This window comes from Enterobacter sp. C6, assembly GCF_008122455.1.
Lineage (GTDB): Bacteria > Pseudomonadota > Gammaproteobacteria > Enterobacterales > Enterobacteriaceae > Enterobacter > Enterobacter pseudoroggenkampii.
In genome coordinates this window covers 37,339-64,333 of record NZ_QPFW01000236.1, presented here as the reverse complement: position 1 = coordinate 64,333, position 26,995 = coordinate 37,339, and the positions used below count along the sequence as shown (strand labels likewise).

General features: G+C 53.6%; 28 protein-coding genes, 3 tRNA genes and 2 pseudogenes. 18 read left to right on the top strand and 15 right to left on the bottom strand.

What is annotated here, in order from left to right; genetic code table 11:
* The 4 genes and pseudogenes from fliI to fliF form a co-directional block, all read right to left on the bottom strand.
* A pseudogene (fliI, locus tag DOU50_RS16590) lies at positions 1–795 on the bottom strand (flagellum-specific ATP synthase FliI); the annotation flags it as partial.
* Positions 795–1,502, bottom strand: a complete 708-nt coding sequence (gene fliH, locus DOU50_RS16585) for a flagellar assembly protein FliH (protein WP_024909763.1) — start codon at positions 1,500–1,502, stop codon at positions 795–797. The gene fliH and the pseudogene fliI, both read right to left, overlap by 1 nt.
* Positions 1,495–2,493, bottom strand: a complete 999-nt coding sequence (gene fliG / locus DOU50_RS16580) for a flagellar motor switch protein FliG (protein ID WP_023312301.1) — start codon at positions 2,491–2,493, stop codon at positions 1,495–1,497. The genes fliH and fliG overlap by 8 nt, the downstream gene beginning before the upstream one ends.
* Positions 2,486–4,165: a flagellar basal-body MS-ring/collar protein FliF gene (fliF, locus tag DOU50_RS16575; protein ID WP_024909764.1), complete on the bottom strand. Its 1,680-nt coding sequence runs from the start codon at positions 4,163–4,165 to the stop codon at positions 2,486–2,488. The genes fliG and fliF overlap by 8 nt, the downstream gene beginning before the upstream one ends.
* A gap of 228 nt (positions 4,166–4,393) precedes the next feature.
* Here fliF and fliE point away from each other — a divergent pair, with 228 nt between their 5' ends.
* Both fliE and yedD read left to right on the top strand, forming a co-directional pair.
* Positions 4,394–4,708 (top strand): flagellar hook-basal body complex protein FliE, encoded by a 315-nt coding sequence (gene fliE, locus DOU50_RS16570; RefSeq protein ID WP_008500329.1) that lies wholly within the window; start codon positions 4,394–4,396, stop codon positions 4,706–4,708.
* A gap of 74 nt (positions 4,709–4,782) precedes the next feature.
* Entirely contained in the window at positions 4,783–5,196 is a 414-nt protein-coding gene (yedD, locus tag DOU50_RS16565; protein ID WP_024909765.1) for a lipoprotein YedD, read from the top strand.
* Positions 5,197–5,298: 102 nt separating this feature from the next.
* Here the strand turns inward: yedD and amyA are convergent, their stop codons facing one another.
* Genes amyA through fliD form a run of 4 tightly spaced genes read right to left on the bottom strand, consistent with a single transcriptional unit; the run spans position 5,299 to position 9,070 of the window.
* On the bottom strand, positions 5,299–6,786 hold the full coding sequence (gene amyA / locus DOU50_RS16560) for an alpha-amylase (protein WP_148769763.1): 1,488 nt from the start codon (positions 6,784–6,786) through the stop codon (positions 5,299–5,301).
* 52 nt (positions 6,787–6,838) lie between these two features.
* Complete coding sequence (gene fliT, locus DOU50_RS16555) at positions 6,839–7,213, bottom strand: flagella biosynthesis regulatory protein FliT (RefSeq protein ID WP_024909767.1); 375 nt, start codon at positions 7,211–7,213, stop codon at positions 6,839–6,841.
* A gap of 6 nt (positions 7,214–7,219) precedes the next feature.
* Positions 7,220–7,624 (bottom strand): flagellar export chaperone FliS, encoded by a 405-nt coding sequence (fliS, locus tag DOU50_RS16550; RefSeq protein ID WP_023312296.1) that lies wholly within the window; start codon positions 7,622–7,624, stop codon positions 7,220–7,222.
* 21 nt (positions 7,625–7,645) lie between these two features.
* Entirely contained in the window at positions 7,646–9,070 is a 1,425-nt protein-coding gene (fliD, locus tag DOU50_RS16545) for a flagellar filament capping protein FliD (protein WP_024909768.1), read from the bottom strand.
* A 401-nt stretch (positions 9,071–9,471) separates the two neighbouring features.
* On the opposite strand from fliD, the gene DOU50_RS16540 reads away from it, so the two are divergent.
* From DOU50_RS16540 to sdiA, 9 genes are all read left to right on the top strand, one after another.
* Positions 9,472–10,296, top strand: coding sequence for a flagellin (locus DOU50_RS16540; protein ID WP_023312294.1), 825 nt, complete (start codon positions 9,472–9,474; stop codon positions 10,294–10,296).
* 62 nt (positions 10,297–10,358) lie between these two features.
* Positions 10,359–11,564, top strand: coding sequence for a flagellin lysine-N-methylase (gene fliB / locus DOU50_RS16535; RefSeq protein WP_032646306.1), 1,206 nt, complete (start codon positions 10,359–10,361; stop codon positions 11,562–11,564).
* Positions 11,565–11,693: 129 nt separating this feature from the next.
* Complete coding sequence (locus DOU50_RS16530; protein WP_014170714.1) at positions 11,694–12,413, top strand: RNA polymerase sigma factor FliA; 720 nt, start codon at positions 11,694–11,696, stop codon at positions 12,411–12,413.
* 54 nt (positions 12,414–12,467) lie between these two features.
* Positions 12,468–13,019 (top strand): flagella biosynthesis regulatory protein FliZ, encoded by a 552-nt coding sequence (gene fliZ / locus DOU50_RS16525; protein WP_008500339.1) that lies wholly within the window; start codon positions 12,468–12,470, stop codon positions 13,017–13,019.
* An 86-nt stretch (positions 13,020–13,105) separates the two neighbouring features.
* Entirely contained in the window at positions 13,106–13,906 is an 801-nt protein-coding gene (tcyJ, locus tag DOU50_RS16520; RefSeq protein ID WP_148769761.1) for a cystine ABC transporter substrate-binding protein, read from the top strand.
* 106 nt (positions 13,907–14,012) lie between these two features.
* Positions 14,013–14,999 (top strand): D-cysteine desulfhydrase, encoded by a 987-nt coding sequence (gene dcyD / locus DOU50_RS16515; RefSeq protein WP_024909770.1) that lies wholly within the window; start codon positions 14,013–14,015, stop codon positions 14,997–14,999.
* A 21-nt stretch (positions 15,000–15,020) separates the two neighbouring features.
* A complete protein-coding gene (tcyL, locus tag DOU50_RS16510; RefSeq protein ID WP_014884380.1) occupies positions 15,021–15,689 on the top strand; it encodes a cystine ABC transporter permease in 669 nt (222 codons plus the stop codon).
* A complete protein-coding gene (tcyN, locus tag DOU50_RS16505) occupies positions 15,686–16,438 on the top strand; it encodes an L-cystine ABC transporter ATP-binding protein TcyN (protein WP_008500343.1) in 753 nt (250 codons plus the stop codon). Before tcyL ends, tcyN begins: the two co-directional genes overlap by 4 nt.
* 221 nt (positions 16,439–16,659) lie before the next feature.
* Complete coding sequence (gene sdiA, locus DOU50_RS16500) at positions 16,660–17,382, top strand: transcriptional regulator SdiA (protein WP_024909771.1); 723 nt, start codon at positions 16,660–16,662, stop codon at positions 17,380–17,382.
* Between the two features lie 66 nt (positions 17,383–17,448).
* Here the strand turns inward: sdiA and DOU50_RS16495 are convergent, their stop codons facing one another.
* Entirely contained in the window at positions 17,449–17,673 is a 225-nt protein-coding gene (locus DOU50_RS16495) for a DUF2594 family protein (protein ID WP_008500345.1), read from the bottom strand.
* Positions 17,674–18,140: 467 nt separating this feature from the next.
* On the opposite strand from DOU50_RS16495, the gene uvrY reads away from it, so the two are divergent.
* From uvrY to DOU50_RS16465, 6 genes are all read left to right on the top strand, one after another.
* Complete coding sequence (gene uvrY / locus DOU50_RS16490) at positions 18,141–18,797, top strand: UvrY/SirA/GacA family response regulator transcription factor (RefSeq protein ID WP_013096026.1); 657 nt, start codon at positions 18,141–18,143, stop codon at positions 18,795–18,797.
* Positions 18,794–20,626 carry an excinuclease ABC subunit UvrC gene (uvrC, locus tag DOU50_RS16485; RefSeq protein ID WP_148769760.1) on the top strand — a complete coding sequence of 611 codons (1,833 nt, stop codon included), beginning with the start codon at positions 18,794–18,796 and terminating at the stop codon, positions 20,624–20,626. Before uvrY ends, uvrC begins: the two co-directional genes overlap by 4 nt.
* 56 nt (positions 20,627–20,682) lie before the next feature.
* On the top strand, positions 20,683–21,231 hold the full coding sequence (pgsA, locus tag DOU50_RS16480; protein WP_023336158.1) for a CDP-diacylglycerol--glycerol-3-phosphate 3-phosphatidyltransferase: 549 nt from the start codon (positions 20,683–20,685) through the stop codon (positions 21,229–21,231).
* A 152-nt stretch (positions 21,232–21,383) separates the two neighbouring features.
* Positions 21,384–21,459 (top strand) — tRNA-Gly (locus tag DOU50_RS16475).
* A 46-nt stretch (positions 21,460–21,505) separates the two neighbouring features.
* Positions 21,506–21,579: transfer RNA gene (locus DOU50_RS16470), tRNA-Cys, on the top strand.
* Positions 21,580–21,590: 11 nt separating this feature from the next.
* Positions 21,591–21,677, top strand: a tRNA-Leu gene (locus DOU50_RS16465).
* Between the two features lie 496 nt (positions 21,678–22,173).
* Here DOU50_RS16465 and DOU50_RS16455 read toward each other — a convergent pair.
* Positions 22,174–22,803 carry a hypothetical protein gene (locus DOU50_RS16455; RefSeq protein ID WP_148769758.1) on the bottom strand — a complete coding sequence of 210 codons (630 nt, stop codon included), beginning with the start codon at positions 22,801–22,803 and terminating at the stop codon, positions 22,174–22,176.
* A 12-nt stretch (positions 22,804–22,815) separates the two neighbouring features.
* Positions 22,816–23,028: pseudogene (locus tag DOU50_RS23890) on the bottom strand (hypothetical protein); the annotation flags it as partial.
* A gap of 151 nt (positions 23,029–23,179) precedes the next feature.
* On the opposite strand from DOU50_RS23890, the gene DOU50_RS16445 reads away from it, so the two are divergent.
* Positions 23,180–23,857, top strand: coding sequence for a DUF2076 domain-containing protein (locus DOU50_RS16445; protein ID WP_148769757.1), 678 nt, complete (start codon positions 23,180–23,182; stop codon positions 23,855–23,857).
* 118 nt (positions 23,858–23,975) lie between these two features.
* On the opposite strand, the gene DOU50_RS23620 is transcribed toward DOU50_RS16445, so the two are convergent.
* Genes DOU50_RS23620 through livM form a run of 4 tightly spaced genes read right to left on the bottom strand, consistent with a single transcriptional unit; the run spans position 23,976 to position 26,995 of the window.
* Positions 23,976–24,134, bottom strand: coding sequence for a hypothetical protein (locus tag DOU50_RS23620; protein ID WP_153257553.1), 159 nt, complete (start codon positions 24,132–24,134; stop codon positions 23,976–23,978).
* A 1-nt stretch (position 24,135) separates the two neighbouring features.
* Positions 24,136–24,852, bottom strand: coding sequence for an ABC transporter ATP-binding protein (locus DOU50_RS16440; protein WP_032646253.1), 717 nt, complete (start codon positions 24,850–24,852; stop codon positions 24,136–24,138).
* The gene (locus tag DOU50_RS16435; protein WP_032646252.1) at positions 24,849–25,724 is read right to left on the bottom strand and encodes an ABC transporter ATP-binding protein; all 876 of its coding nucleotides are present in this window, start codon (positions 25,722–25,724) and stop codon (positions 24,849–24,851) included. The genes DOU50_RS16440 and DOU50_RS16435 overlap by 4 nt, the downstream gene beginning before the upstream one ends.
* Positions 25,721–26,995, bottom strand: coding sequence for a high-affinity branched-chain amino acid ABC transporter permease LivM (livM, locus tag DOU50_RS16430; protein WP_148769762.1), 1,275 nt, complete (start codon positions 26,993–26,995; stop codon positions 25,721–25,723). Before livM ends, DOU50_RS16435 begins: the two co-directional genes overlap by 4 nt.

Here is a 26,995-nt window from a genome sequence, read left to right as displayed (position 1 = left end):
CTTGCCGCGGTCGCGGAAATCTTCGGCAATACGGGTGGCATACGCGGCACCCTGCATACGCAGCAGCGGCGACACGTCCGCCGGCGCGGCGATGACCACCGAGCGGGCACGGCCTTCCGCTCCCAGAATGTTTTCAATAAAGTCTTTTACTTCACGACCACGTTCGCCAATCAGACCTACAACGATCACATCAGCCTGCGTGTAGCGCGCCATCATGCCGAGCAGGACGGATTTACCCACGCCTGACCCGGCGAACAGGCCCATACGTTGCCCGCGTCCCACGGTCAGCAGGGCGTTAATCGGGCGCACGCCGGTGTCGAGCACATGCTCGATAGGGGTTCGCTGCAGGGGGTTAAACGGTTGGGTGATCAGCGCGCCGGTTTCGGTGGTGTCCGGGGAGGGCAGTCCGTCGAGCGGCTTCCCGCTGCCGTCCAGCACGCGGCCCAGCAGGGCAGGGCCAAGCGGCAGCTGCTTCCCGCTTTGCAGCCCGTCGCCAGACGTGTTTTTGGCGTACACGCGCGCGCCGGGCAGAATGCCTTCCACCTCTTCAAGCGGCATCAGGAACAGGCGCTGGCCGTTGAACCCGACCACTTCGCTTTCCACTTCACGCGTTTCCAGACCGTCCTGACGCTCGATCACGCAGGTCGCGCCCAGCGGCAGCTGCAGGCCGGTGGCCTCTAGTACCAGACCGGTGGCGCGCGTCAGTCGCCCATAACGACGAACAGATGGCAGTTGCGCCATCTTAGTCTCAAAGTTGTCGAGCGTGGTGAGCCAGCGGGTGAGGCGTGCGGTCATCAGACGACTCCCGGTGCCGCCAGGCGGCACAGTTCCTGCCAGCGGGTGGCGACGCTGGCATCCAGATCGCCTTCGTCGGCAGAGACTTTGCAGCCGCCGTGATGTAACGACGGGTCACCGCGCAGGCGCCAGCCGTGCAGGTTTAGCGTCGCCCCCAGGCTCTCTTCCACGCGCTGCAGATCGTCCGGATGGACGCGCAGCTGCGGCTTCCCGCTGAACAGCGGCTCCTGCTGAAGCAGACCCTGAATTTGTTTGATAAGCGCCGTGTTATCCACCACGGGCGTCTGGCCGATCACCTGACGCGCGGCTTCCAGCGCCATCTGCATCAGTCGCGAGGCAATCACGCTGTCCAGCGCGTCCAGCGTGTGCTGAAACTCGCTGACCAGCTGCTGCATGCGGGCATGGATCGGCGCCTGCTGCTGGCGCGCCTGATCGATACCGTGCTCTAACCCTTTCGACAGACCTTCCTGGTACCCCAGCTCGTGGCCTTTCTGCCGGCCTTCGTTCAGACCGGCATTGTAGCCCTGCTCGTGCGCCTGCATTTGCAGCTGAGCCAGCATCTGTGCTTGCTGCTCTTCTTCGCTCAGCTCGGGCTGCTCGACATCCGGGTCAAGCTCCTCGGTCGGGATCGCGGCTGGCGTGAACTCGGAGAGGGGAGGAGCCAGATCGTCCGGCGTCCAGCGCTTCCACGGCAGCTCATTAGACATAGGTGTCGTCTCCGCTGCCAATCACCATCTCGCCGGTTTCCGCCAGACGACGAACAATAAGCAGAATGGCTTTCTGTTCGTTTTCCACCTGAGACAGACGAACCGGGCCGCGGTTGGCAAGGTCGTCGCGCAGGATATCGGCCGCACGCTGAGACATGTTGCGCAGGAATTTCTCGCGCAGCGGCTGCTCGGCACCTTTGAGGGCAATAAGCAGCGACTCGGAATCCACTTCCTGGAGCAGGCGCTGGATGCTGCGGTCGTCCACTTCCACGAGGTTCTCGAACAGGAACATCTCGTCGATGATTTTCTGTGCCAGCTCGCCGTCGAATTCGCGAACCGCCGTAATGACCGCCTCTTCCTGCTGTGTTTTCATCAGGTTGATGATTTCCGCCGCCGTTCTTACGCCGCCCATTTTGCTGCGCTTGAGGTTCTGGCCGTCGAGCAGGTTGTTGAGCACCTCGGTCAGCTCCGCCAGCGCGGCAGGCTGGACGCCGCCGAAGGTGGCGATACGCAGCATCACATCGTGACGCAGGCGCTCTTCGAACAGCGCCAGAATATCGGCCGCCTGACCACGTTTAAGGTGGACAAGGATGGTGGCGATAATCTGCGGGTGCTCGTCGCGAATAAGGTCGGCGGCACTCTGTGGTTCCATAAAGTTGAGCGTTTCGATACCGCTGGCGGTATCGCGGGTTTCCAGAATGTCTTCCAGCAGGCTGGAGGCACGCTCTTCGCCCAGCGCCTTGACCAGCACGGAACGGAGGTAGTCGTTGGCGTTGATGTTCAGCGCGGCAAACTGTTCGGCTTCCTGTTCAAACTCTGCCAGCACTTCAGTCAGCTGCTTGTTGGAGATCTGACGCACGTTGGCCATGGCCGCACTGAGAATTTGCACTTCTCGCTGGGAGAGGTGTTTAAACACCTCTGCCGCGCGATCTTCGCCAATGGTCATCAGCAGGATGACGCTTTTATCGGTGCCCGTAAGCGTATTACTCATGTTCGTTACCCATCCACTGGCGAATGACCAGCGCCACGACGCGCGGATCGTTATCTGACATTTCGCGAATGCGCTGGCTCATGACCTCAGCGCCCATGCGCTGGTTAGCACGACGCTGCTGCATCTGTTCATCTTTGCTGAGACGCACTTCAACCGCTTCTTCGGTTTCCTGACGCGCATTCATCTGCTCGCGAGCCGCTTTTTCGGCTTCAGCGCGGCGCTGGAGCTGCGGACGAACGCCCTTACGCCACAGCAGCCACGCGACAATCAGCACCAGCAGCCAGCGGCCTGCGGACATCAGCTGGTCGATAAACGCCTGCTGTTGCCAGAACGGCAGTTCACCGCCGGTCTCTTCAACCGAGTTGAACGGTGAGTTCACCACGTTGAGGGTATCGCCGCGCTTCTCGGAGTAACCCATCGCTTCACGGGTCAGGTTTTCAATCTGCTTCATCTGCTCGGCGGTCAGCGGCAACGGTTTGCCATCCGCCAGCGTTTTGTAGTTCACCACTACTGCAACGGAAAGACGCTGAATATCGCCCACGTTCAGTTTAGTGTGGCGAATCGTCCGGTCCACTTCATAGTTCGTGGTTTCGTTACGACTGCTGGTACGCGGACCGGCGTTACTGGCCGTTGAGGTGGTCTGCTGATTATTTTGCTGACCGTTCTGCTGATTGGCCGGAGGCGTAGAGATCGGCGCCGCGTTAGCCGGGGCCGGCTGGTTAGACAACGCACCCGGCACGCCGCCTGGGTATGCACCGCCGACCTGCTCGTTCGAATTGATCTGGCGTGAACGCATTACCGCCTGAGCCGCATCGCCGTTCGGGCTGTATTGTTCTTCAGTTTGTTCTTTATTCGCGAAGTCGATCTGCGCGGTAACCTGCGCGTGTACGTTGCTGTTACCCACAACCGGGCCGAGGATCGCTTCAATACGACGCTGGAGACGGCTTTCGACATCGGCGGCATATTTCAGCTGTGCGTCATTGAGATCGCGACCGGCGGTATTGGATTGCGTCAGCAGATGGCCGCTCTGGTCAACCAGCGTTACGTTACCCGGCGGCAGACCGGCGACGGCGCTGGAGACAAGATGCGTCACCGCGCTGATTTGCCCTTCGTCCAGCGCGCGGCCAGGCTCAAGGTTCACGGTCACGGAAGCCGAAGGTGATTTCTGTTCACGGACAAATAAAGAAGGTTTAGGCATCGCCAGGTGCACGCGGGCACTCTTCACCGGGCCTAATGTTTCAATGGTGCGGGCCAGTTCACCTTCCAGCGCACGCTGGTAGTTCACCTGCTCGCTGAACTGGCTGATACCGAATTTTTCCTGATCCAGCAGCTCAAAGCCCACCGCGCCGCCCTTCGGCAGCCCCTGCTGAGCCAGACGCAGACGCAGTTCGTGCACCTTATCTGCCGGTACCTCAAGCGCACCGCCATTATCGGCAAAGCGATAAGGGATGTTCATCTGGGTAAGCTGGGTGACGATGGCGCCGCCATCCTGATCGGAAAGGTTACTGTAGAGCGTCCGGTAATCAGGGCTTTTCGCCCACAGGACCATCGCTACAAGGATCGCAATTGCGGCAGCGCCTGCCACGATCAACGGGATTTTAGGATTCGCGCGAAGGCGGTTCATCCACTCGAGTGATTTATTCTGCGGCGCTGTCGATGCTGTTGCACTCATTGCGCACCTCTTAAATCCTGGTGGTTTACGTTATTCGTGTAGAGAAACAAAACTGACTCCCGGGTCGGCAAACACGACAAAAGTTCCATATTGATGGCCCTGCCATTATTTGATGATTCGTGATTTTCTATGGGTCAAATAACCTGGTTTTTTCATGCTATTTACCGCCATTATCTTATTGACAAGCTGTTAGTCTTGACCGCGTAAAAAACCATCCAGGGGAAAGTCATGGCTATACAGGGCATTGAAGGGGTAATCAGTCAGTTGCAGGCAACGGCGATGACGGCCCGTAATCAGAATGTGGCAGATCAGCAGCCGAGCATCAGCTTCGCAGGGCAACTGCATGCCGCTCTTGACCGTATCAGTGATACCCAGACCGCAGCGCGCACTCAGGCAGAAAAGTTCACCCTCGGTGAGCCGGGCGTGGCGCTGAATGATGTGATGACCGATTTGCAAAAAGCCTCGGTTTCCCTGCAGATGGGGATCCAGGTGCGTAACAAGCTGGTGTCGGCCTATCAGGAAGTGATGGGGATGCAGGTTTAAGACCTGTCGATCTTCGCTGGCAGCCGCAGCGCTTTAATGCCACAATATTTTTTTCTTCGAATGCAGGAAAGATGATGAAAAAAATAGCAATTGCTGGCGCGCTGCTGGCACTGACCGGGTGCGTTCAGGTCGATAACTATAACGACGTGATTAAGCATCCTGTCCCGGCGCATCTGGCGGGATACTGGCAGTCGAAAGGGCCGCAGAGCAACATGGTCAGCCCGAATGCGATTGCCACGCTGGTGGTGACGGAAGAGGGCGATACGCTGGACTGCCGTCAGTGGCAGCGCGTGATTGCCGTGCCGGGTAAAATCATGCTGCGTTCAGACAGTTATTACAACGTGACGCGTAAGCTCGATATCTATCCGCTGGAGCGCGATGGCTTGACGCTTGAGTACGACGGGCTGGAGCTGCAGAAGGTCGATCGCCCAACGGTTGAATGCGCCGATTACCTGAGCAAGAATCCGCTGGCGAGTAAACTGCCCTAAAGGTAAACGCAAAACGGCAACCTCGTTGCCGTTTTTGGTGTTTGCGCCCTCTCCCTGTGGGAGAGGGACGGGGTGAGGGCATCAGGCCGCACGTTTCCCGTTCTAAAGCGCATCCTCTATTACCCACACGCTCACGCTTCCGCCTTTGCAGGTAAAAGTGCCTTCGCCATCCGCCGCCGTAGTGATGGTTTCTTCGCGATTGCCGAGAAAATCCCGCCACGTTTTGTTGCCGTAGTTTTCCCCAAGACAAATCACTTTTTCACCGTCGTCCCCGTTTGACATCACCACCACGCAGCCGGGATCGTCATCCGTGCCGCTGCGGCTGAAGGCAATGCAGTTAGGATGGTCGAAAAACAGCGTCTGCACGCCGTGGGCAAAACGCTGACGCGCGAGGATCAGCTCGTGAAGCTGCTCAATGACCGGCATATCAATATGGTACGTTTCACCGTCTCCTCCCGTGTCGTCATAGCTGGCGCCGAAGAGGTCCGGATAAAAGACGCTCGGCACGCCATTTTCCCGCAGCAGGATCAGCGCATAGGCCAGCGGCTTGAACCAGGCTTCGACCGGGGCTTCCAGCGCCTGAAGAGGTTGGGTGTCATGGTTCGCGACGAGGGTGACCGCATGAAACGGATCGGCTTCCACCAGGGTACCGGTGAAGATTTGGCTCATGTCGTAATCCCGACCCTGACGTGACGCCTCGTGGAATTTCATCTGCAGGGGGGCATCAAATAGCATGGTTTTGCCTTCGACCTGGTCAATATAGGCCTGAAGTTTATCCACCTCGTGGGACCAGTATTCCGCCACGATAAACAGCGGCTGGTCGGCGACCTCCTGGACGTGCTCAATCCACTCTTTGTAAAACCAGGCGGGAATATGCTTAACGGCGTCAAGACGAAAACCGTCGCAGCGCGTCTGTTCCATGACCCAGCGGGCCCAGTATTTGATCTCCTCGGTCACGGCGTGATTGCGAAAGTCGATATTTTCGCCCATCAGGTAATCGAAGTTACCCATCTCATCATCAACCTGATCGTTCCAGCCTTCGCCGGTGTAGTCGTTGACGATTTTAAAGATGCCGTCTTCATCAGGGTTTTCAATGTGGTCGACGCCGCTGAAGCATTTGTAATCCCAGATGAACTGTGAATACTGCCCGGCGCGGGCGGGGAAGGTGTAGCGAGTCCAGGCTTCACACTCGATGATCTCGTCATCGATTTGCGTGCGGTCCTGTTCGTTTACGCGCTGAACGCGGACAGATTCCTTCTCATCTGCACCCATTTTGTGGTTGACCACCACGTCCAGCAGCACGGCAATGTCGTTGCTTTTGAGGGCGTTAATGGCCTCCAGCAGCTGCGCTTTGTCGCCGTATTTCGTGGCAATACTGCCTTTCTGGTCAAACTCGCCGAGATCGAACAGGTCGTAAGAGTCATAGCCAACAGAATACCCGCCGGACGCACCTTTATAGGCGGGCGGCAGCCAGATCATGTTGATGCCGATTTCGTTAAGATTGGGAGCTAACGCCGTGACCTCTCGCCACAATTCACCGCCAGCAGGGTAATACCAGTGAAAACATTGTAACAGGGTGGGGTTTTTCATCATCCTTGCTCCAGAAGCCGGTTGGCAGACTTCTGGAGTATGGATGAAGAAATCATAGTTGTGTGTCGCGGGTAAAACTTTCTGGATAAAGAATATTCCCTGACAGCTTTCCATAGGTAGAAGTGATGGATTGCTGTTTACCGGTTTGATCAATCAGACTGCGCAGTTCGTCCATGCGGACTTTCAACAGTGCCTTCAGCGCATTCTCATTTTCAAGGATCATTTCCAGCAGCGCACGCGCTTGCTCAACCTGAGCCGGAGGGCATGACATGATGGGCGTTTGCGAAATCTTTTCCACCAGTTGAACGTAATGCATTTCCTGCTCGATAAGCGCATCCCATTGACCAGAATGTGCGAGATTTAGCATAGCAATGCTCTGAGCATGTAGCGCCTGCCAGTGGCTAAGCGCTGCGCTGGGATTATTCATCAAAAATTATCCTGATATAGAGGACGCATTGGGGCCGATTTGCTTCCACGCATCCGCAATGTTGTTTAATAAACCCTCGACTTCAACAATTGCGTCTACGTCATTACTGACATTCGCCAGTAACAAACGTCGAACCATATATTCGTACAAGGAGGCAAGGTTACCGGACAACTCGCTCTCAACCTCCATGTTCAGTCCTGCTTTTAAACCGTTGTCGATGATGTTGATGGCTTTGGATAAGGCTTCGCCTTTTTCGCGAATTTGTCCGGCTTCCATGAACAAACGCGCGCGAACAAGGGCGCTATGCGCCCCGTCGAACAACATGACAATCAGCTGGTGTGGACTGGCATTCATGACTGCGCTTTCGACTCCTATCTGCTGATAGGATTGAACACCAGAGGTCTTATACATATCCACTCCTGAAGGCTACGACTACTTTTGTGAGAACTGTTGGGTCAGGTAGTTGGCTGTACTGGTCATTTTGGTGACTAATACGTCCAGACTGGTGAACTGGGTTTTGTAACGTGCCATGGTGGCTTCAATTTGAGCATCCATGGCATCGTAACGTTCGCCCAGCGTTTTCAGCGTTTTGTTGATCCCGTCTTTCGCGTTCTGGATCACCCCGGCGCTGCCGGTACTGGTGCTGAGCATGGTGGTCAGCGTGTTGTTCATCTGGGTCGCCATGCCGGTTTTCTTTCCGTCACCGACAAAATACTGCTGTACGGCGTTCGGGTTGTCGGTCAGCGCTTTTTTCAGCTTATCGGTGTCGACTTTCAGGTTACCGACGGTACCGTCCGCGCCTTTCACCGGATCCTGGGTAATCCCCAACTGGGCCATGATCTGAATGGAGCCGGTCTGCACTTCGGTCAGCAGGCCGCGCAGCTGAGACTGAACCCCACGCACGTTCGCATCACCGACCAGCGCGCCGTTGCTGGTAGACTGGCTGCCGGAGCCTGCATCGACCGGAACATACTTCGTCAGGCTGTTAATGGTAGACTGCAGCGAGTTATACGCTGTGACCCAGTCCGTGATCGCCTTCTGGTTCGCATCCGTTGCGCGTGAAACCTCAAGGGTTTCGTCTGCCGTGCTTTGCGCTTTCACGCTGAAGGTGACCCCAGGCAGCGCATCGGTAATGGTATTTGACTGGCGCTCGATCGAGATGTTGTTCACCACCACAATCGCGTTCTGTGCGGCGGTATTCACCGTCAGCGCGCCCGTTTTGGTGGTTGAATCGTAGCCAATGGCGCTTTGCAGCTTGGCGTCGCCGGTAACGCTTACCGTCATCGCACCATCGGTACCGGTGGTTTTTGACGACAGCATCAGGCGGTAATCACCGTCTTTCGCTTTAATGACGCTGGCGGTGACGTTGCCGTTCGCTTTATTAATGGCGCTCGCGATCCCGGCCAGAGACGTATCGCCATCTGCCAGGGTGACCTCTAAAGGCGTTGTGGTACCCGGCTGGGTGATGGTGATTTTACGCGTTGTACCTGTCGTATCGCCCAGCAGATCCGTGTTGTTAGCATAGGAGCCGGTAGTGAGTGCCTGTGCTTTCGCAACCTGGTTGACGTTGACAACAAAGGAACCCACGGACGCGTCAGCCGTTGTGGTGGCAGTAAAGGCCGTGTTGGTGCTGCTAACGGACGTTGAGTTCCAGGTGGTTGCTTTACCCAGTGCAGCGGTCGCAGTCTGCAGCGATGTCATGGCGCTCTGCAGCTTGCCGTAAGCACTTAGCTGTGCGTTATACGTTGATTGCTGGGAAGTAATCGTCGTCAGCTTGGTTTTCTCTGCCGCTTCCAACTGATTATATAAATCCCCGAGTCCTGCAGAACCTATCCCGAGGTTACTGATAGTAGCCATGCATATTTTCCTTAAAATACGAAAGTAGTTCAGGACTCTTATCGGCCTCTCAAGGTAAAAGTTTACGATGGCGAGAAAAAAATAATCCAAAGAATAGACGCGTCCTGGCGGGGTAAATGAAAGGATTGCACTTTAGGGTCATTATCACTGCATTGAAAACACGAATAAGTGTGTGCCTTTTTTGTCATCTCTTTGTGCATTTAAAAAGCGTAAATAATAAGCCTCTGGCGGACCTTAATTGATTTTTTAAAAATAAAATCATTAATAATCATTGAGTTGTAATTTTTTCAAAATTGATTCTAAAGTCTTTTGGGGACCCGTCGATAACCTTGTTGACGGTGAGAGACGCTGTGAGTGTTAGGCACCGGACCTAAAACCCAATTTTTGAAGGAAACAAAATTATGGCAGTTATCAATACTAACCTGTTGTCCCTGACCACTCAGAACAACCTGAACAAATCTCAGTCTTCTCTGGGCACTGCTATCGAGCGTCTGTCTTCCGGTCTGCGTATTAACAGCGCGAAAGACGATGCTGCTGGCCAGGCGATTGCAAACCGCATGACCGCTCAGATCAAAGGGATGACCCAGGCTGCACGTAACGCCAACGACGGTATCTCCATGGCGCAGACTGCTGAAGGTTCTCTGAACGAAATCAACAACAACTTGCAGCGTGTTCGTGAACTGGCTGTTCAGGCAAGCAACGGCACCAACAGCGCATCTGACCTGGCTTCTCTGCAGGATGAAGTTACCGCTCGTCTGGCTGAAATCGACCGTGTTGCGGGCAAAACTGACTTCAACGGCATCAAACTGCTGGACGGCACTGCAGGTACTGCTGGTGTGGTTAAAATTCAGGTTGGCGTTAACGACGGCGACACCATCAACCTGGATCTGAGCGGCGCTAAAGCTGACTCTACTACTCTGGGCGTGAACGCTATCGACCTGAAAGCAATGACCGCTACTGACCTGAACACCATCGACAAAGCTATCGCTACCGTTGATAAAGCACGTTCTGGTCTGGGTGCTGTGCAGAACCGCTTCACTTCTGCAATCAACAACCTGAACAACACCTCTAACAACCTGTCTGCTGCTCAGTCCCGTATCCAGGACGCTGACTACGCAACTGAAGTTTCCAACATGTCCCGCGCGCAGATCCTGCAGCAGGCTGGTACTTCTGTTCTGTCTCAGGCAAACCAGGTTCCACAGACCGTTCTGTCTCTGCTGCGTTAATATTACGCGTGAAACCCCGCTTCGGCGGGGTTTTTTTATCTCTGCTATTTGAGAATCCGCCTGTGAAACAAATCAGTGTCACTCAACCAAAGCTGGTCGCAGATTTTTCATGTGTCGGTGGGGAATGCCGTGAACATTGTTGTCAGGGCTGGACCATCGCGTTTGATAAATCCTCCGTTAACCGTTACCTGAACAGCAAAAATGCCGCCATTCGTCATACGGCGAAAACGGCGATAAAAGTTACCAAAAAACAGTATGGCAACTGGGGCGAAGTGATTTTCCATACGGAAAGTAAAAACTGCCCGTTTATGGATACTGAAAAACTCTGTTCTATTCATAGCGCCATGGGCGCGCAGGCGTTAAGCCCAACCTGTTCGTCGTTTCCACGAACAAACCGGGTCTATAAAAATGAAATCGAAAAATCGCTGAACCTCTCGTGTCCGGAAGTGACCCGACTTCTGTTGAACGATCGGGAGTCTATGTCGATGATGGAATCTGTCATTGTCCAGCAGGACGTCAATACTGCGCCAATGATTGATTTAAAAGCAAAGGTCATCAATCTCTTCTGCCAGAACCTTTTCAGCGTTGAAGCGGTCTGCGTTGAAGAGCAGGTTTACGCCGTGGTGAAATTCCTCATGGTGGCTGAAAAGCTCGAGAATCTCGAAGAGAATATCGGCACGCTTGAAACGGTTTATTTCTCGCTGGTTAACGAACTGGTGAGCGGTAAAATCAAAACGGAACTGGGCGGGTTTAATCAGAACTACAGCCTGAAATTCGCGTTAATTTCGCTTATTCAGAGCTACTTTACGAAGAAAGCGACCGCTCGCGGCGGCGCGGTATTAAACCGCTATTTTACTCAGCTTTATCAACAGTTCGAATCTGTCGGTGATGCCGTACCGGCAGAGAAGGTCATGGAGAACATCGAGTCCGTCTGGCGCGATGTGGCGGGCAGTTACCTGGCGACCAATGACCATTTATTTAAGAACTTTTTTAAATACAAACTCTGGGAGCAGGGCTTCCCACAGAACAATGGCCGCAGCATGTTGAATAATCTTTATTTAATCGTTGCGGAGTTCTATTTCCTGAAAACGTTACTTGCCGGTCAGGCTCTCGTGGCGGGAAAAATTGAACAAGATAATATTATTGATGTTATTTACAGCTTCCACTCCCTTAGCCAGCATAATCAGGAAGCGGGAAAGCTCTTTCATCAACATATAGATAGCGTCAAACTGGGCGACGATCTTTCATTGTTACAACTGTTAATTTAGGCAGAAAAGTTGCCCCTGTTGTGGGCAACCTCAGAATAACCTCATTTTATCCCCCTTTTTCATCCAATTGAACGCCCTGCAGAATCGGATAATCATGCCGATAACTCAACTAACGCAGGGCTGTTTATCGTGAATTCACTCTATACCGCTGAAGGTGTAATGGATAAACACTCGCTGTGGCAGCGTTATGTCCCGCTGGTGCGTCACGAAGCATTGCGCCTCCAGGTGCGCTTGCCGGCGAGCGTGGAACTCGACGATCTGCTACAGGCGGGCGGTATCGGGTTATTGAATGCAGTTGACCGATACGACGCTCTGCAAGGAACGGCATTTACGACTTACGCAGTTCAGCGTATTCGTGGTGCGATGCTGGACGAGCTGCGCAGCCGCGACTGGGTGCCGCGCAGTGTTCGCCGCAACGCGCGCGAAGTGGCGCATGCGATGGGGCAGCTGGAACAGGAACTGGGACGTAACGCAACGGAAACCGAAGTGGCGGAACGTCTTGGCATTGCTGTTGAAGAGTATCGTCAGATGTTGCTCGATACCAATAATAGCCAACTCTTCTCTTATGACGAGTGGCGCGAAGAGCATGGCGATAGCATCGAGCTGGTGACGGATGAGCACCAGCAAGAAAACCCGTTACACCATTTAATGGAAGGGAATTTACGCCAGCGCGTCATGGAGGCTATTGAAGCTCTGCCTGAACGCGAACAGCTGGTATTGACCCTTTATTACCAGGAAGAGCTTAACCTCAAAGAGATTGGCGCTGTTCTGGAGGTGGGAGAGTCGCGGGTGAGCCAGCTGCACAGCCAGGCCATTAAACGCTTACGAACCAAGCTGGGTAAGTTATAGGTGATTGATTCACCTGAAAAATGCCGCACAACGTATTGACAACCAGGAGTTATCATGACGGTGCAGCAATCTAAAAGACGGCCTTTAAGCCGCTACCTGAAAGACTTTAAACACAGCCAGACGCATTGCGCCCACTGTAACAAGTTACTCGATCGTATCACGCTGGTTCGCCGGGGCGAAATCGTCAATAAGATTGCGATTTCGCGTCTCGACACGTTGATGGACGAAGCAGCATGGCTCGAAGAGCAAAAAGAGTGGGTGGCGCTTTGCCGTTTCTGTGGGGATCTCCACTGCAAAGAGCAAAGCGACTTCTTCGACATCATCGGCTTCAAGCAATTCCTGTTTGAACAAACGGAGATGAGCCACGGCACCGTTCGCGAATATGTGGTTCGCCTGCGTCGCCTTGGGCAACATCTGACCGTAAACAATATTTCTCGCGATCTGCTGAAAACCGGTTATCTGGATGAAAATCTGGAGCCGTGGCTGCCTGCGACCAGCACCAATAACTACCGAATTGCGCTGCGCAAGTATGCGCAATACAAGGTACAAATGCCGGGTGCCATAAAGCAGAAAGCCCACGCCGGAACAACTTCTGATATATATTAAAAAAGAATAAGATGTAGCGCAGTCGCCTTTGACGTTACAGGCGATTTCTCTACACTACGTAAAAATTCCACTATATCGGGGTATTTATGAAATTTGCACTTCTGGGTCGTCAGGCGCTGATGGGTGTTATGGCCGTTGCGCTGGTTGCAGGCATGAGCGTGAAAACGTTCGCCGCAGAAAACCTGCTGAATAAAGTAAAAGAGCGCGGTACGCTGCTGGTCGGGCTGGAAGGAACCTATCCTCCGTTCAGCTTCCAGGGCGATGACGGTAAGCTGACCGGTTTCGAAGTGGAGTTTGCTGAAGAGCTGGCGAAGCACCTCGGCGTAAAAGCGTCACTGAAACCGACCAAATGGGACGGTATGCTGGCGTCGCTGGATTCCAAACGTATTGATGTGGTGATTAATCAGGTGACCATTTCTGACGAGCGTAAGAAGAAGTATGACTTCTCTACGCCGTACACCATTTCCGGTATTCAGGCGCTGGTGAAGAAAGGCAACGAAGGCGGGATTAAAACTGCCGCAGACCTGAAAGGGAAGAAAGTCGGTGTTGGTCTGGGGACTAACTACGAAGAGTGGCTGCGCCAGAACGTGCAGGGCGTGGATATCCGCACCTATGATGATGACCCGACGAAATACCAGGATCTGCGCGTGGGCCGTATCGACGCTATTTTGGTTGACCGCCTGGCAGCGCTGGATCTGGTGAAGAAAACCAACAACACCCTGGCGGTAGCGGGTGATGCGTTCTCTCGTCAGGAATCAGGTGTGGCCGTGCGTAAAGGTAACGAAGACCTGGTCAAAGCGATTGATTCCGCGATTGCTGACATGCAAAAAGACGGAAGCCTGAAAGCGCTCTCCGAGAAGTGGTTCGGTGCAGACGTCACGAAATAAGTTTCTGACGTAAAAAAAGGCGCTTTTAAAAGCGCCTTTTTTATTTCTTTCGCGTCTGCGTGCATAATGAAAAATATCACATTTTGTCAGAGTTACCGGAGAACCCATGTCACTACAGAATTTAACGCGCTTTCCTCGCCTGGAGTTTATCGGCGCGCCGACGCCGCTGGAGTACCTGCCGCGATTTTCTGATTATTTAGGGCGCGATATTTTTATTAAGCGTGATGACGTGACGCCCATGGCGATGGGGGGCAATAAGCTGCGTAAGCTGGAGTTTCTGGCGGCGGACGCCCTGCGCGAGGGCGCGGATACGCTCATCACTGCCGGGGCTATCCAGTCCAACCACGTTCGTCAGACGGCAGCAGTGGCGGCAAAGCTCGGACTCCATTGCGTGGCATTGCTGGAAAACCCGATTGGCACGCGGGCAGAAAACTATCTCACCAACGGTAACCGTCTGCTGCTGGACCTGTTTAATGTACAGGTCGAAATGGTGGAGGCGTTGACCGACCCGACCGCCCAGCTTGATGAGCTGGCGACGCGTCTGGAAGCGCAGGGTTTCCGCCCCTACGTTATCCCTGTTGGCGGTTCGAATGCGCTTGGCGCGCTGGGGTATGTGGAAAGTGCGCTGGAAATTGCCCAACAGTGCGAGGGTGCGGTGGGCCTCTCCTCCGTGGTTGTCGCGTCCGGCAGTGCAGGCACGCATGCCGGGCTGGCGGTAGGGCTAGAGCAACTGCTGCCGGACGTCGAGCTGATTGGCGTGACGGTGTCCCGCAGCGTCGCGGATCAGAAGCCGAAAGTGGTGACTTTACAGCAGGCGGTCGCCGCGCAGCTGGAGCTGAAGGCAAAGGCCGATATTCTGCTCTGGGATGACTATTTTGCGCCGGGTTACGGCACGCCGAACGAAGAGGGCATGGAAGCGGTGAAACTGCTGGCCCGCCTCGAGGGGATACTGCTCGATCCGGTGTATACCGGCAAAGCGATGGCCGGACTGATTGATGGCATTGCGCAGAAACGCTTTAAGGATGAAGGGCCGATTTTATTTGTCCATACAGGCGGGGCGCCTGCGCTGTTTGCCTACCATCCTCATGTCTAAAAGTCAGGTCGAAAAATAATAATGCAAGAAAGTATTCAACTGGTTATTGATTCTCTGCCGTATCTGCTGAAAGGTGCGGTATTTACGTTACAGCTCAGTATCGGCGGGATGTTCTTCGGGCTGGTACTGGGATTTGTGCTGGCCTTAATGCGCATGTCACCCATCCTGCCGGTGCGCTGGCTGGCGCGTTTTTATATCTCCGTCTTTCGCGGTACGCCACTTATCGCCCAGCTCTTTATGATCTACTACGGCTTACCGCAGTTTGGTATCGAGCTAGATCCGATTCCCGCAGCGATGATTGGTCTGTCGCTCAATACTGCGGCGTATACTTCTGAAACCCTGCGTGCGGCCATCTCCTCCATTGACAAAGGGCAGTGGGAAGCGGCGGCCAGTATCGGGATGACGCCATGGCAGACGCTTCGCCGGGCCATTCTGCCGCAGGCGGCGCGCGTGGCGCTTCCACCGCTGAGCAACAGCTTCATCAGCCTGGTGAAAGATACTTCCCTGGCGGCAACGATTCAGGTACCGGAGCTGTTCCGTCAGGCACAGCTCATCACCTCCCGTACGCTTGAAGTTTTTACCATGTATCTGGCTGCCTCGCTGATTTACTGGGTGATGGCGACGGTGCTGTCTGCCCTACAAAACTATTTCGAAAACCAGCTTAACCGCCAGGAGCGTGATCCAAAATGAGTGCTATCGACGTCAAAAACCTGGTGAAAAAATTCCACGGTCAAACGGTGCTCCACGGGATCGATCTGGAAGTCGAGCAGGGCGAAGTGGTGGCAATCATTGGGCCGAGCGGCTCAGGGAAAACCACGCTGCTGCGCAGCATTAACCTGCTTGAACAGCCGGAAGGCGGTACCATTCGGGTCGGGGAGATAACGATTGATACCGGGAAATCTATCAGCCAGCAGAAAGGGTTGATTCGCCGTCTGCGCCAGCATGTCGGCTTCGTTTTCCAGAACTTCAACCTCTTCCCGCACCGTACGGTGCTGGAGAACATTATTGAAGGGCCGGTTATCGTTAAAGGTGAGCCTAAAGAGGAAGCGACGGCGCGCGCTCGCGAGCTGCTGGCCAAAGTCGGGCTGGCGGGGAAAGAGACCAGCTATCCGCGGCGTCTGTCGGGAGGGCAACAGCAGCGCGTGGCGATAGCGCGCGCGCTGGCGATGCGCCCGGACGTGATCCTGTTTGATGAACCGACTTCAGCGCTCGATCCGGAACTGGTGGGTGAGGTGCTGAACACCATTCGCCAGCTGGCGCAGGAAAAACGGACGATGGTGATCGTGACGCATGAGATGAGCTTCGCCCGCGATGTTGCTGACAGAGCCATCTTCATGGATCAGGGGCGGATTGTGGAGCAGGGGCCGGCGAAAAGCTTATTCGCCAACCCTCAACAGCCGCGAACCCGTCAGTTCCTTGAAAAATTCCTTATGCAGTAGCATTTTTGCACGCATTTGCTCCAGAAAATTACCCTGGAGCAAATTATTCTCCCTCTTTCTGAAGGCCTCTGTTTTTTTATTCCATCCAGCTCGGGTAAACCTTATCGATAGTAAAGTTAATTGTGCTATTGCCGATATTTTGTGGTTAGAAAAAAGTTTTCTGTGTTAGCTTATATTCACCATAATAATGATTATCTGTTCAGAGGCTTCATTTAGTAAGTATGAAGGATTTAGACTTTTTCACCTGGCGACGGGATTGCTCCCTCCGGTTTCAGGAGTTGACCTGTGCCGCCGAGGTATATCAGGAGCTGGAGCGACAAACTCAGGCGCTGGAATTCGATTATTACGCGCTCTGTGTGCGCCATCCCGTGCCATTTACCCGCCCTAAGATCTCCCTGCAAACCACTTACCCCAAGCTGTGGATGGCGCAATATCAATCCGCGAACTATTTCGCGATCGATCCGGTTTTAAAAGCGGAGAATTTCATTCAGGGGCATCTCCCCTGGACAGACGCATTATTCGCTGAGGCGCAGGAATTATGGCATAGCGCCCAGGACCACGGTTTACGCGCGGGAATAACGCAGTGCCTGATGCTGCCGAATCATGCGCTCGGCTTCCTCTCTGTTTCTCGTACACGTGTACAGGAAGGGCCATTATCCCATGAGGAAATAGAACTGCGGTTGCAAATGCTGGTGCAAATGGCCTTAACCTCTCTGATGCGTTTTGACCATGAGATGGTCATGCCACCCGAAATGAAATTCAGCAAGCGCGAACGTGAAATTCTGAAATGGACTGCGGAAGGGAAGACGTCAGCGGAAATAGCGATCATTCTCTCGATCTCAGAGAATACCGTTAACTTCCATCAGAAGAATATGCAGAAGAAATTTAACGCGCCCAATAAGACCCAGATAGCATGCTATGCGGCGGCAACGGGACTGATCTGACTCCGTAAAACGTTCTGCGTGACAGACGAGCGAACGGCTGAATGCACTGCATCCAGCCGTTTTTTGTTACTGGCGGTACGCTTGCTTGATTTGCTTAACGGTGTTAGCAAATACCGCTGATTCAGCCTGGTCTTCCATCTCCGCGATTTGTTTTTCCATTTTAATGATCACACGACCGGCATCAGCCTGGCCCATCGCCTGCAGCATCAGCGTCAGCAGTGCTTTCAGGCAGTTTACTTCCTGTGCCAGTTCCTGGTTATTCTCCGCAGTGGCAAATTCAGGTGTGCTCATTTATTTTCCTCATTATTAAACGGCGCTAAAGCGCGACGACGAAAGTCAAGGCGGCGGAGTATACCACAAGCTGAAGCAAAAAATGCAGCGGTTGTTTTTCGTACTTTTACGTGGATGTTTAATTGCGTAAACAGAACGTACCGGTAAACTGAAGCGCTGTTACAGGCTATTAATTGCTTATGCCCGGTTCGCTTGCCGTTAATTATTGTTACAAAAATTTGAGAACTGTTTTTTTTGCAGGGAAAGCCTGCAAGTTTTTTGTAACTTTTTGAATACAGATGATTAAAAAAAGCCGCAAGAGCCCTAAAAACACGGCCTCTCTTTCCACCGCCTGTACAGGCTAATTTCCAAAAACGAGAGCAAAATCGAATAGCCGGTTTTTTAACGTTTTAATCTTGTCAGGAAAACCGTTAATATAAACCAAATTATCACTCAGTAGCGTTATCCCTATTCTGGAGACATTTCCTTTGATCAACGTCCTTCTTGTTGATGACCACGAACTGGTGCGCGCAGGGATACGACGCATTCTTGAAGATATTAAAGGTATTAAAGTTGCCGGTGAGGCATGCTGTGGTGAAGATGCGGTAAAATGGTGCCGTACTAACTCCGCCGATGTGGTGCTGATGGATATGAACATGCCCGGTATCGGTGGTCTTGAGGCAACACGCAAAATCGCGCGTACCTTTGTAGACACCAAAGTCATCATGCTGACCGTGCATACCGAAAATCCACTGCCCGCGAAAGTGATGCAGGCGGGGGCCGCGGGTTACCTGAGTAAAGGTGCTGCACCGCAGGAAGTCGTCAATGCTATCCGTTCCGTGTTTGCCGGACAGCGTTATATTGCGTCCGACATCGCTCAGCAGATGGCGCTGAGTCAGATTGAGCCCGAGAAAACCGAATCACCGTTTGCCAGTTTGTCCGAGCGTGAATTGCAGATTATGCTGATGATCACCAAAGGTCAGAAGGTGAATGAGATCTCGGAACAGCTGAATCTCAGCCCGAAAACGGTAAACAGCTATCGTTATCGGATGTTCAGTAAACTGAACATTCATGGTGACGTCGAACTGACGCATCTGGCCATCCGACATGGTTTGTGTAATGCGGAGACGTTGTTAAGTCAGTGAGTGATGTGTTCGATTCAAAAGCATTTCTGAAAACCGTAACCAGCCAGCCTGGCGTCTATCGCATGTATGACGCTGGCGGTACGGTTATCTATGTGGGGAAGGCTAAAGATCTTAAAAAACGTCTCTCCAGCTATTTTCGCAGCAATCTGGCCTCCCGTAAGACCGAAGCGCTGGTCTCACTCATTCAGAATATTGATGTTACCGTCACGCATACAGAGACAGAAGCGCTGCTGCTTGAGCACAACTATATTAAGCTCTACCAGCCGCGCTATAACGTCCTGTTGCGGGATGATAAATCCTACCCGTTTATCTTTCTGAGCGGCGACACCCATCCGCGCCTCGCCATGCATCGCGGGGCAAAACATGCGAAGGGTGAATATTTCGGGCCGTTCCCTAACGGTTATGCCGTACGTGAAACGCTGGCGCTGCTGCAAAAAATCTTCCCGATCCGCCAGTGTGAAAACAGCGTTTACCGTAACCGCTCGCGCCCGTGCCTGCAGTACCAGATTGGCCGCTGCCTGGGACCGTGCGTGGCCGGACTGGTGAGTGAAGAAGAGTATGCGCAGCAGGTGGATTATGTGCGCCTGTTCTTAGCCGGAAAAGACGATCAGGTCTTAACGCAGCTGATCGCGCGGATGGAAAAAGCCAGCGCTGCTCTGGAGTTCGAAGAGGCAGCGCGTATCCGCGACCAGATTCAGGCGGTGCGCAGAGTCACAGAGAAACAGTTTGTCTCGAATACCGGTGACGATCTTGATGTCATCGGCGTCGCCTTTGACGCCGGGATGGCCTGCGTGCACGTTCTTTTCATTCGACAGGGCAAAGTGCTCGGCAGCCGCAGCTATTTTCCGAAGGTCCCTGGCGGTACCGAGCTGGGTGAAGTGGTGGAAACCTTTGTCGGCCAGTTCTATCTGCAGGGGAGCCAGATGCGCACGTTGCCTTCTGAGATCCTGCTCGATTTTAATCTTGATGATAAAACCCTGCTGGCCGATTCGCTCTCTGAACTGGCGGGCCGCCGGGTGAATGTTCAAACCAAACCGCGCGGCGATCGTGCGCGTTATCTCAAGCTGGCGCGAACCAACGCGGCGACGGCACTCACCACTAAGCTGTCGCAGCAGTCGACGGTGCACCAGCGTTTAACGGCCCTGGCGGCGCTGCTGAAGCTTCCGGAAGTGAAGCGGATGGAGTGTTTCGACATCAGTCATACGATGGGGGAACAGACGGTAGCGTCCTGCGTGGTGTTTGATGCGAATGGCCCACTGCGCGCCGAGTATCGCCGCTATAATATCACCGGGATCACGCCGGGTGATGACTATGCGGCGATGAATCGGGTGCTGCGCCGTCGCTATGGTAAAGCCATAGAGGAGAGCAAAATCCCGGATGTGATCCTGATTGACGGCGGGAAAGGGCAGCTCGGCCAGGCGAAAGCAGTATTTGAGTCGCTTGATGTCAGCTGGGATAAAAACCATCCGCTACTGCTGGGTGTCGCAAAAGGGGCCGATCGTAAGGCCGGGCTGGAGACATTGTTCTTCGAGCCGGAAGGTGAGGGCTTCAGTCTGCCACCGGACTCCCCGGCGCTGCACGTCATCCAGCATATTCGCGATGAATCGCACGATCACGCCATCAGCGGTCACCGCAAAAAACGGGCGAAGGTGAAAAACACCAGTTCACTGGAGACGATCGAAGGCGTGGGGCCAAAACGTCGTCAGATGCTGCTGAAATATATGGGCGGATTGCAAGGATTACTCAACGCCAGCATGGAGGAAATTGCAAAAGTGCCGGGTATTTCGCAAGGGCTGGCAGAAAAGATCTACTACTCGTTGAAACATTGAGGGCTCTGTAGCAACATAGAGCTAAATTTTACTGACAACAAATAGTTACCGTCACTATGCAATATAATATCCCTACGTTGCTCACTCTTTTTCGTGTTGTACTCATCCCGTTCTTTGTGCTGGCGTTTTACCTGCCGGTTGTCTGGGCACCTTTTGCCTGCGCATTGCTCTTCCTGATCGCAGCGGTAACAGACTGGTTTGATGGCTATCTGGCGCGCCGCTGGAATCAAAGCACCCGTTTCGGTGCCTTCCTCGATCCGGTGGCGGACAAAGTGATGGTCGCTATCGCCATGGTGCTGGTGGCCGAGCACTATCATACCTGGTGGGTAACGCTGCCTGCGGCAACCATGATCGGCCGTGAGATCATCATCTCTGCACTGCGCGAGTGGATGGCGGAGCTGGGGAAACGCAGCAGCGTAGCGGTCTCGTGGATAGGTAAAGTCAAAACGACGGCGCAGATGGCCGCGCTGGTCTGGATGCTCTGGCGTCCGAACGCCTGGGTTGAGTGGGCGGGGATTGGCCTCTTGTGGGTCGCGGCAGTGCTGACGCTGTGGTCCATGCTGCAATATTTGAACGCTGCGCGCGGGGATTTGCTTGATCAGTGATCGTTTCGCCGTAAATTTCAGCAAACGATTCGGGGATGTAAAAAATAACGTTGACTCATAACGTCATATCAGTAGAATGCAACGCATCGAACGGCGGCACAGCCAGTCGGACGATAATGAAATCAAGTGGTTAGACAGTTACTTGATGACATGCGGGAATAGCTCAGTTGGTAGAGCACGACCTTGCCAAGGTCGGGGTCGCGAGTTCGAGTCTCGTTTCCCGCTCCAAATTAAAGACATGCGCAGTAGCGGGTGTCAGCTTTAAAGATTTAACGGCGCGTTAGCAAAGCGGTTATGTAGCGGATTGCAAATCCGTCTAGTCCGGTTCGACTCCGGAACGCGCCTCCACTTTCTTCCCTGGCCGGATGGTGGAATCGGTAGACACAAGGGATTTAAAATCCCTCGGCGTTCGCGCTGTGTGGGTTCAAGTCCCACTCCGGCTACCATGGGAAAAGTAGAATAAAATCAATGATAAGCAGTGTCGTATAAACCACCGAAAGGTGGTTTTTTATTGTCTATTTTTCACCATTCATCTTCGACACAAGAAGAGGGCATTACTGCCCCGCGATCATCAACCAAACGCGCACCACGCGATAAGTTACCAGCTGATTTCATCCCATCCGATGCTTTTCCGTCATCTCATTATGGTAGGAAGCAGTTAAGCCTGACCCTCTAACGCCAGGCCCACCAATCGGTGGGCTTTTTGATGGAGTATGAGCAATTGAGGTCTTCAACGTTCGTCAAAAACCTTGAGTATCGCAATTCGGTATATAAAGTAACCAAGGACAATGAGAGCACCAGACGCTGCACCCCAGATAAAACGGGATTCGTCTTTTGAAAATGAAAAGAAATAAATACAGGACAATAGGCCCGCAGAAGCAATTCCCATTCCCAACCCGCGCAAAATTCGGGATGCTATTAACTTGATAATGTCCTGAGCGTTCATAACCCACCAAAAAAGTATTTACATACTTCGTTAAATTCATGCTTGTCTACATCTGCTACGCTGCATGCGTCAAGAAAAGGTTTCAATTTTTCTTCAACAAGAAAATACAGAAGATCCAAATCCCCCATACTCTTAAGTCGGTAGTAGAGTACAGGGTTCTGGTTTTCAAGCTTTCTAGCCGTATAGATAGCTCTCGATGTTTCTGCGCCAATCGTGAGAGCGCTTCCGATGACCACGCCAGGGGCGAACGAGGTCATAATGCGTGACGATACGGCAGCATCTAGTTTTACTCCGGTTAGCTCCGCGAATATGAATTTACCAACCATTACGCCGGTAAAATTTTGTGCAATCCCCTGAATATTATCCATGTTAACTTTTGACATGAACTCTCTGATAACAGCGTTAACTATTTTTTGAGTTTCCTGAGTAACCGATATTCCTCGTTTGAACATGTTCGCCATCCTCACACGATCATCAAAATTAGCATGGCGATGAGCCGTGTCTATGAAGTCATAACCGAGGTAATACATGCTAACCGGAAAAGAGAGCATTCCCTGCGTTACAGAAACCTGGAAGCCGGAATCGCCAGCATCCAGACTCTTCAGCCAGGATTTCGCGTTGTCCATTTCTAACCTTCCTTATAGTTTTAAAATCCCTCGGCGTTCGCGCTGTGTGGGTTCAAGTCCCACTCCGGCTACCATGGGAAACAAAGAATAATCAAAGCAATAAGCAGTGTCGTGAAACCACCGAAAGGTGGTTTTTTTGTGCCTCCAGTTTAGCGCGAAGTGAGCGTATCTCATCGTCATCACGATCGTGCTGTGCCCGGGAATTTGCTGCCATACCAGAACGTTAAGCCTAACTCTCTAATATCAAGCCCGGAAAGAAGGGCGATTTTCAGATAACCTGCAACCAATCTTAAACAAACATTTCACTCCCCAGACACAGGTTGCCTCCGCTGATAAACTGGTTGGTATCCACCCTGGAGAGCGGAAGGTTATTGTCATGCAATATGAAGAACAGCAGCTTATCAACGGCCTTTTCGAGCGTCTGAAACAGGCCGGACAACAAAACAGCCAACGGGACGCAGATGCAGAGCGTCAGATCGCTGAATTCGTCAGGCAGCAGCCTGCGGCCCCCTACTATATGGCGCAATCGATTTTGATTCAGGAAGCGGCCCTGAAACGCCTGCAGGCCCGCGTTCAGGAGCTTGAAAGCGAATTAGCCGCGCAAAAAAGCAAACCCTCGACGGGCGGCAGTTTCCTCGGCGGCCTGTTTGGTGGTGGAAAAAATAACCCGCAGCCTGACAACAGCTGGAATGCCCAGCCGCAGCAGCCACCGGCGCAGGATTACTCACGGGCGCCAGCGCCGGCTACTCGCGGCGGCGGTTTTATGGCTGGCGCACTCCAGACAGCCGCTGGCGTGGCCGGTGGCATCGCGCTGGCCGAGATGCTTACCAGCATGTTCCATCAGTCACGGCCGGAAGAGATAGTGAACATTATCGAAGAACCGACAATGCCCGTCGGTGGTGAACCGTTTGTCGGTAATCAATACGGCGACGTTAATAACGTCTCTGACACCCGTTTCCTCAACCAGAACGATCCGTTCGGCAATAATAACGACACCTGGCAGAACGACGATGTAGATGACGACTACAGCAATGACGACGACAGTTTTATTTAACAACGTTATCGTGAAACCACAGAAATGAAGTGAACCCCGAAAGTTGGACATCCAACTTTCGGGGTTTTGCGTTTCCGAGTCAAAAAAGCCTTCGAGGCTAAGCCTGAAGACTCATAATTCACATTCTTTTTGCTGCTTTTCTTACTAACAAACCTGTCAGAATTGCCGGAAGCAATCCAAACAAAGAGGCGATATCGACTAACGTATCCTCCAGTGCTTCTATCCCGTATGTGCCGAAATGATCCATCACGGCATAAGCCCATTCGGCAGGTGTCAAATCACACCCCGCCCAAATACGCCTTCCTCACCTCCTGATTCCCCAGCAGCTCCTCACCGCTGCCGCTCAACCGGATCTGTCCGTTAACCATTACATACCCGCGGTCAGACAGCTTCAATGCGTGGTGCGCATTCTGCTCCACCAGAAAGATGGTCATACCGCTGCGGGCCAGCTCGCGCAGCGTCTGGAAGATCTGCTTCACCACAATCGGGGCTAAGCCCAGGCTCGGTTCATCCAGCAGCAGCAGCTTCGGACGGCTCATCAGCGCCCGGGCGATCGCCAGCATCTGCTGTTCCCCGCCGGACATGGTCATCGCGCGCTGTTTACGCCGCTCTTTAAGACGAGGGAAAAGGTCAAACATGGTTTGCATATCTTCAGCGGCAAACTGGCTGCCTATGGGAATGGTCCCCATCAGCAGGTTCTCTTCAACGGTCATATCCGGGAAGATTCGTCTGCCTTCCGGCGCCTGAGCAATGCCGCCGGACGCAACGTAGTGGGTGGATTTATGGCTGATATCTTCACCGCCGAAAAGGATCTGTCCGTTGCGGATACGAGGCTGACCAAAGATGGACATCAGCAATGTCGATTTACCCGCGCCGTTTGCGCCAATCAGCGCCACGGTTTCACCCTTATTCACCTCGAGGGAGACCTGCTTCAGCGCCTGAATGACGCCGTAAAACACATCCACCTCGCGAAAAGCCAGCAGCGGTTCGCTCATAGGGTGACCTCGCTTTCGTCCGTGCCCAGATAGGCGGCAATGACCTTTTCGTCATGCTGGATCTGCTCGGGTTTTCCTCTGGCAATCACATCGCCGTGGTCGAGCACGATAATGTCGTCCGAAATCTCCATCACCATCCCCATATCATGCTCAATCAGTAATACCGTGATGTCATGGTGATCCCGCAGAAAGCGAATAATGCTGCTCAGCTTATGCGTTTCAACCGGGTTCAGCCCTGCGGCGGGTTCATCCAGACAGATCATTTCTGGCCCGGTGCACATTGCCCGCGCAATTTCCAGACGCCGCTGCTGGCCGTACGACATCTCTCCCGCCAGGCGATTGGCGCACTCCACCAGATCCACCACTTCCAGCCAGTAGAAGGCTCTGTCCAGGGCGTCGCTTTCCGCCCGCCGGTAGGACGGCGTATTCAGGATCCCGGCGAGCAGATTGCGGTTCACCCGCATATGCTGCGCGACCAGCAGGTTTTCCACGACCGACATCTCGCGAAAAAGACGGATATTTTGAAACGTGCGCGCCAGCCCTGCGCGGTTGACCAGATGCGTTCCGCCAAACATTTTGTAGAACAGCCGTTGCCCGAACTGCGCGGGGTTAATCCAGTCACCCGGCTGGAATTTTTGTCCAAGGACCTGAATCACGTTGGTCGTTTTATTGCGGGTGTTAAACAAAATGTTGCCGCCGGAGGCCCTGTAGAAGCCCGTCAGGCAGTTAAACACGGTTGTTTTTCCCGCCCCGTTTGGCCCAATCAGGGCGGTAATGGAGCCGCGCTGCACGTCCAGGTTGACGTCGTTTAGCGCCTTAATCCCACCAAAGTGCATCATCAAATGTTCAACGCGTAATATCGTTTCGTTCATGGCGCGACGCCCTTACGCACGGCAAACCCGCTGCGGTTAATGCGGATCAAACCGCGTGGACGCCAGATCATCATCACCACCATCAGCATGCCAAACAGCAGGACGCGATACTCGGCAAAACTGCGCAGCAGTTCCGGCGTGACCGTGAGCACAAAGGCGGCCAGCACCACGCCCAGCGTCGAGCCCATACCGCCCAGTACCACAATGGCGAGGATCAGTGCCGATTCAAAGAAGGTAAAGGAGGTTGGATTCACGAACCCCTGATAGGTGGCGAAGAACACCCCGGCAATGCCCGCGGTCGACGCGCCCAGCGTAAAGGCGGACAGCTTCACCAGAACATGGTTCAACCCCATTGAGCGGCAGGCAATTTCGTCTTCACGCAGGGCTTCCCACGCCCGACCAATCGGCATCCGCGTCAGGCGGTGCTTAATGTAGAGCACCAGCATCACCACCAGGAACAGTACCGCGTAGATAAAGATAAACTTCATGTTCGGGTTGTAGGTCAGGTGGAAAAACTCGTGGAAGGGCACGCCGCCTTCTTTCGCGCGTCGTCCAAATTCCAGACCGAAAAAAGTCGGGGGAGGGGCAGACACGCCGTTGGGGCCGCCGGTGAAGGTCAGCCAGTTGTTCAGTATCAGGCGAATGATCTCCCCGAACCCGAGGGTGACGATGGCCAGATAGTCACCGTGCATGCGCAGCACCGGGAAGCCGAGCAGGGCGCCTGCGGCGGCGGCCATGATTGCCGCCAGCGGCAGCATACTCCAGAAACCTAAGCCGAGATACTGGTACCCCAGCGCCAGACCGTACGCCCCAATCGCGTAGAACGCGACATATCCCAGATCCAGCAGACCGGCCAGGCCCACGACGATGTTCAGCCCCAGACCGAGAAGCACGTAGATCAGCCCGAGAATGGCGACGGTCAGCACATATTTAGTGGCGACAAACGGAAAGCAAATCGCAAGGGTAATCACCAGAGGAATAATCCAGCGCATGCGGCTTTTGTATTCCGGTGGCAGGACATATACGCCCGCGCTATCGGCCTCGAAGCGCGCCTGGAAACGGGCCCCCGGGGCGGTACCTAAAAAGGCGCTCAACAGAAAGCGTCCGAGCATGACGATGCCAACCATCCAGGTCAGTCGCTGTCCGGCGAAGTTAAAGCTATACCCGTCGAGCACCACGCCCGCGATGGGGCCGAAGATAATCAGCGCAATCAGCCCGGAAAAAATCGCGTCCAGAATGCAGCGTTTAAGTGAAAAACCGTGTGATGTCAT